Here is a 5,178-nt window from a genome sequence, read left to right as displayed (position 1 = left end):
GCGCAATGATGACCCCGCAGCCGCAAGTCGCCCTTGGGACAAAGACCGGGATGGTTTTGTTTTGGGCGAGGGTGCCGGCGTGCTGGTGCTTGAAGAATACGAACATGCAAAAAAGCGTGGAGCCCGGATTTACGGCGAAGTAGCCGGTTATGGCATGAGTGCAGATGCGAGCCACATGACCGCACCCTGTGCCGATGGTGATGGTGCTGCGCGTTGTATGAAGGCTGCCTTGCGCAATGCTGGAATGAACCCGGATGAAGTGAATTACGTGAACGCGCATGGTACGTCGACGCCCTTGGGTGATGTCGCCGAAACCATGGCAGTCAAGCGTGCACTGGGAGATCATGCTTTCAAGACCGTCGTGAACTCAACCAAAAGCATGACTGGTCACCTCTTGGGTGCCGCGGGCGGCATTGAGGCTGTGTTTACGGCTTTGGCGGTTCACCACCAGGTTTCGCCTCCCACAATTAATCTGATTGAACCAGGTGAGGGTTGTGATCTTGATTACTGCGCTAACACGGCCCGTGAGATGAACATCAAACTGGCCTTGTCTAACTCATTTGGCTTTGGCGGTACCAATGGTACTTTGGCCATTGCACGGGTGTAACGGGGCGCTCCTTGTCAAACACTCGGTCGGGCAGCATGTTGAATGAATTCACATTCGCTGCCCGAGTCATATCTGCCTCGCGCAAACCTAAAAAACTCGTGTTCAGCTTCACGTCCGATTGCGATTCAGGCATGCACGTTAAGTTCGATCCCCGGTTCTACATGCTTCGAGCCATCTCGAATGGTTTCGAGTATTACGCTGTTTCGTTTTCCCGGGCGTGGGTTTTGCCGTTCGGGCTATTTCTTTTTACGACACATAATTCATTCCTCAGCAGCAAGGCTCTTTTTGTATCCGCGTCTTCGCCGGCGTTTCGGCAATTGCGAGTATTGATGAGCCGGTTGCAGTCACATGAAAATCCGGATAAGCCATCACTTTCCGCCTATTTTTGGAGGATGAATGTCCTCCGATAAAGACGATGATCTGTTGATTGTCCAGCGCGTTCAGGCTGGTGACAAACTCGCATTTAATTTATTGGTGAGCAAGTACCACAGAAGAGTGGCTCGCTTGCTTACGCGTATGGTCCGCAATCAGGAAGACATTGAGGATGTTGTTCAGGAGACATTCATCAAGGCTTACCGGGCCATCGGTAATTTTCGGGGTGATAGTGCGTTTTATACCTGGATATACCGCATCGCGATTAATACCGCCAAGAATTTGTTGGTAACTCAGGGACGACGTCCTTCTACCCTGAAAGAATCAAATGACGGGGACAGTGAAACTTTTGAAGACAATGCTGCTCTTAGTAACATTGACACGCCGGAATCGCTCTACCAGACAAAGCAGATCGGTGAAGCGGTCAATGAGGCCATGGCGGCGTTGCCTGAGGAGTTGCGGTCGGCAATTGTTATGCGCGAGATTGATGGCCTGAGTTACGAAGAGATTGCTGCAGCAATGGATTGCCCAATAGGCACAGTTCGGTCCCGAATTTTCCGTGCCAGAGAATCGATTGCGGCAAAGATCAAACCTTTGTTAGAACCCAAGGGCAGTAAGCGTTGGTAAACCGGTGAGTGTAGAAATGAACAGAAACGAACAAATTTCCGCGATGTTGGATGGAGAGCTCGACGAAGCTGAGCTTAGAGTCCTTCTCGAAGCCATGGGAGAAGAAGAAACCCAAGCTTGGCAGGGCTACTGCGCGGTGGGCGACTTGATTCGTTCCAGCGAAATGATCACGTTCCACTCTCCGGATTTGTTGGGACGCATCGCTTCCAGTCTGGAAAGTGAACCTACCGTGGTTGCGCCCATTCTGGCTACACAAATAAGTCGTCAAACTGCGTTGCAACGCTTGTTCTCGGTTGGTCGCTCGCGTCGGCTCCTGGCTTCGGTGGCTGCAGTGGGTTTTTTCAGTTTTGCACTCAATCAAGCCATTCCGCCTCTGGATAGCCAGGTTCAAATGGTACGAACCCAAACGGTCGACAGCACTTTCACGGATGAAGAGTTGGCGCTTTGGCAAGAATATTTCATGGCCCATCAACAGAACAGCATTCGGGGCGGATTATCAGGCGTATCCCCGATCGCCCGGGTGGAGGCCGACCGGCCCATGCTGGACAACACCGAAACCGTCATTGTGACCAACTCCAGTGCTGGTGAATGGATGAATGTCTGGGAACCTTCTGCTTACAGCGCGGATCACAATGTTGAGTTCAACTATGTTTCATCCAGCCGCTGAGTGGAATTGAAACCATGAAGATGTACCGCCCGTTTCACTTTGCCAAACATGTTGCAACCGGCGTTTTGTTGGCCTCGGTGGCTTTTGTCGCACATGCGGATCAAAACTTGTGGAATCTTGTGTGGGCCAGCCATGATCAAGCGAAGTCTTTGAGCTATTCCGGCTTGCTGATTACTGAGTCTGGCAAACATTCTCAAACCAGCAAGCTGTTGCATCAGGCAACGGCAGGTGGCGAGTTTGAGGTTCTAGAGCGCTTGGATGGTCAGCCTGCAAAATGGATTCGGCACAACGATCAAATTCAATGCGTGATTCCCGACCGGAAAATGATTCTGACCGAGAGACGTCACACTTCGATTGCATTTCCCCGAGTGCTCGCTGACGCTGACGGTTCAAATTCTCTTGAAAAGCTATACACGATTAGTGAAATGCCAGGCCGCCGGGTGGCAGGCCGCGCGGTTCGTGTATTGAAGTTGACCCCCAAAGATGATTTGCGTTACGAATACAGGCTATACGTAGATCGCGAGAACAAGCTTTTAATGCGTTCAGAATTGTATTCTCCGCAGGGTGAAGTTCTTGAAAACGTGGGTTTCAAGGAAATATCATTTGAACCGGCATTGATTGAAAACCCCACTTTGGTCAAAGCGGGGCCAGGTTGGCGAACAAGTAGTACTGAAGTTCGTACACTGACATCCGATGAGTTAAGTTACGATTTGCCAGACCTTGCGTTTGGGTTCAAGAAGGCTGACACGGTTTGCAGGGTAAAGTCCAAAGACGATCAAATTCACCAAACAGTGTACTCGGATGGTTTGTCGACTTTGTCTGTGTTTATTCAGAAAGTTCAGGCCAATCACTCCATGCCGCAAGTGCCTATGAGCCACGGCGCCGTGATGTCGAAGTCTGAAACTCAGGGGCAGCACCTGGTCACGGTACTGGGTGAGGTACCCGAGAAAACCTTGGGACTTTTTTTAAAGTCCGTTCGTTGGAAGTCTCAATAACAAGGAAATTTTTAAATGAGATCTGAAGTGTTGAATTCCCGAAATTTTGTTTGGATGGCCTTTTTTTTGTTGGTCACCCTGTTTTTTGCGGGGTCAGTGCCAGCCCACGCGCAGACCAACTCACGTGGTTTGCCCGATTTTTCTGACTTGGTAGACCGTGTAGGCCCAGCAGTGGTCAATATTCGCACCACTCAAAAGGTGAGCCAGAATCCACAAGGTTTCCCCGGCTTTCCAGGAATGGATCCCAACGATCCGTTTTTTGAGTTTTTCCGCCGATTCATGCCGCCCGGCACCCCTATGCCAGGACAACCTGGACAGGCGCCTCGTGGGGGCCAGCAGGCCCCAGAGCGCGAGGTCCCCAGCGGAGTGGGTTCCGGTTTTGTGATCGATTCTGATGGCTATTTGTTGACCAATCACCATGTGGTAGACGGTGCCGAGTCGATCATTGTGACGTTTCCAGACAAGCGTGAATTCAAGGGCAAAGTGATTGGTTCCGATCAGCGTACCGACGTTGCTTTGGTCAAAATCGAAGGCAAGAACCTGCCGTTCTTGAAAATTGGCAATGTGAATAACACCAAGGTTGGTCAATGGGTAGTGGCGATCGGTTCACCTTTTGGCCTCGAGAATTCAGTTACCGCCGGTATTGTGAGTGCGAAAGGGCGTGATACGGGCGAGTATCTCCCTTTCATCCAAACCGACGTTGCAGTGAACCCCGGAAACTCGGGCGGTCCCTTGTTGAATCTGGATGGTGAGGTGATCGGCATCAATTCCCAGATTTACAGCCGCACTGGTGGGTTTATGGGTATTTCTTTTGCGATTCCGATTGACGAGGCCATGCGCGTGGCCAAGCAATTGCGTGAGAACGGTAAGGTAAGTCGTGGCCGTATTGGCGTAGGCATTGGCGAAGTAGACAAAGATGTGGCGAAGGCTTTGGGGCTTGACTCTGCCGTGGGTGCCTTGGTGGGCTCAGTGGGCAAAGACAGCCCAGCCGACAAGGCAGGTGTCATCGCTGGCGATATCATTTTGCGATTTGACGGCAAGAAGGTTGAAAAGGCCTCAGATCTGCCGCGCATCGTTGGTGAAACCAAGCCTGGCAGCAAGGTAAACATGGTGTTGTGGCGCAAAGGTGCCGAAAAAACGGTGTCAATTACAGTGGCGGAGTTTGAGACTGAGGCCACCAAACCTGCTGCGGCACCTGCTGAGAAACCTAAACCAGTGGAAGCCGACAAACTTGGTTTAACCGTGACAGATCCAACAGCTCAAGAGAAGTCAGCTTTGAATCTGACTGGTGGGGTAGTGGTGCGTAGTGCAGCGGGGCTGGCTGCATCGGCAGGTATCACCGCAGGTGATGTTATTTTGCGGGTGGGTCGAACCGACATTACCTCGGCCAAGCAGTTCGCAGACTTGGTGAAGGCGATTCCCAAGGGGCAAGCAGCCCCCATGTTGGTTCGTCGTGGCGAGAACTCTTTCTTTGTGGTGTTGACACCCTGAGTCATTACTCCCCAACAACTCGGCAGGCCTAGCGAAATATGCTGTAAAGCAAGGCCTGATCGGGTAAAATGACGTGTTACCGAAATTTTCAGGGGGCCGAGCAGCCCCCTTTTTAATGATGCAAATGCAGCACATACGCAATTTTTCGATCATTGCCCACATTGATCACGGGAAATCCACGCTTGCCGATCGCTTGATTCAAAAATGCGGTGGTCTAAGTGATCGGGAAATGGATTCTCAAGTGCTTGATTCGATGGATATCGAGCGAGAGCGTGGCATCACGATTAAAGCGCAAACAGCCGCGCTCACCTACAAAGCCAAAGACGGCAACACCTATTTGCTTAATTTGATTGACACACCGGGGCACGTTGACTTTTCTTACGAAGTAAGTCGCTCCTTGTCTGCTTGTGAGGGTGCCT

Annotated in this window: 6 protein-coding genes; all 6 read left to right on the top strand. The window is 51.3% G+C overall.

The genetic code is table 11. The annotated features are described in order from the left end of the window. Window positions 1-607, top strand: a 607-nt coding sequence (locus A0129_RS15375) for a beta-ketoacyl synthase N-terminal-like domain-containing protein (protein ID WP_291716269.1), incomplete at its 5' end; no start/stop codon positions are given. Between the two features lie 396 nt (window positions 608-1,003). Further along, window positions 1,004-1,606 carry an RNA polymerase sigma factor RpoE gene (gene rpoE / locus A0129_RS15370; protein ID WP_291716268.1) on the top strand — a complete coding sequence of 201 codons (603 nt, stop codon included), beginning with the start codon at window positions 1,004-1,006 and terminating at the stop codon, window positions 1,604-1,606. Between the two features lie 16 nt (window positions 1,607-1,622). Further along, window positions 1,623-2,273, top strand: a complete 651-nt coding sequence (locus A0129_RS15365) for a sigma-E factor negative regulatory protein (RefSeq protein ID WP_291716267.1) — start codon at window positions 1,623-1,625, stop codon at window positions 2,271-2,273. 14 nt (window positions 2,274-2,287) lie between these two features. Continuing rightward, entirely contained in the window at window positions 2,288-3,268 is a 981-nt protein-coding gene (locus A0129_RS15360) for a MucB/RseB C-terminal domain-containing protein (protein ID WP_291716266.1), read from the top strand. A 15-nt stretch (window positions 3,269-3,283) separates the two neighbouring features. Continuing rightward, window positions 3,284-4,759 (top strand): DegQ family serine endoprotease, encoded by a 1,476-nt coding sequence (locus A0129_RS15355; RefSeq protein ID WP_291716265.1) that lies wholly within the window; start codon window positions 3,284-3,286, stop codon window positions 4,757-4,759. Between the two features lie 124 nt (window positions 4,760-4,883). Next, window positions 4,884-5,178, top strand: a 295-nt coding sequence (locus A0129_RS15350) for a GTP-binding protein (RefSeq protein WP_291716270.1), incomplete at its 3' end; no start/stop codon positions are given.

This window comes from Limnobacter sp. CACIAM 66H1 (genome assembly GCF_001601825.1).
GTDB lineage: Bacteria > Pseudomonadota > Gammaproteobacteria > Burkholderiales > Burkholderiaceae_B > Limnobacter.
Note: the sequence above shows the minus strand (reverse complement) of the source record. Positions and strands in the feature narration are given on the sequence as shown.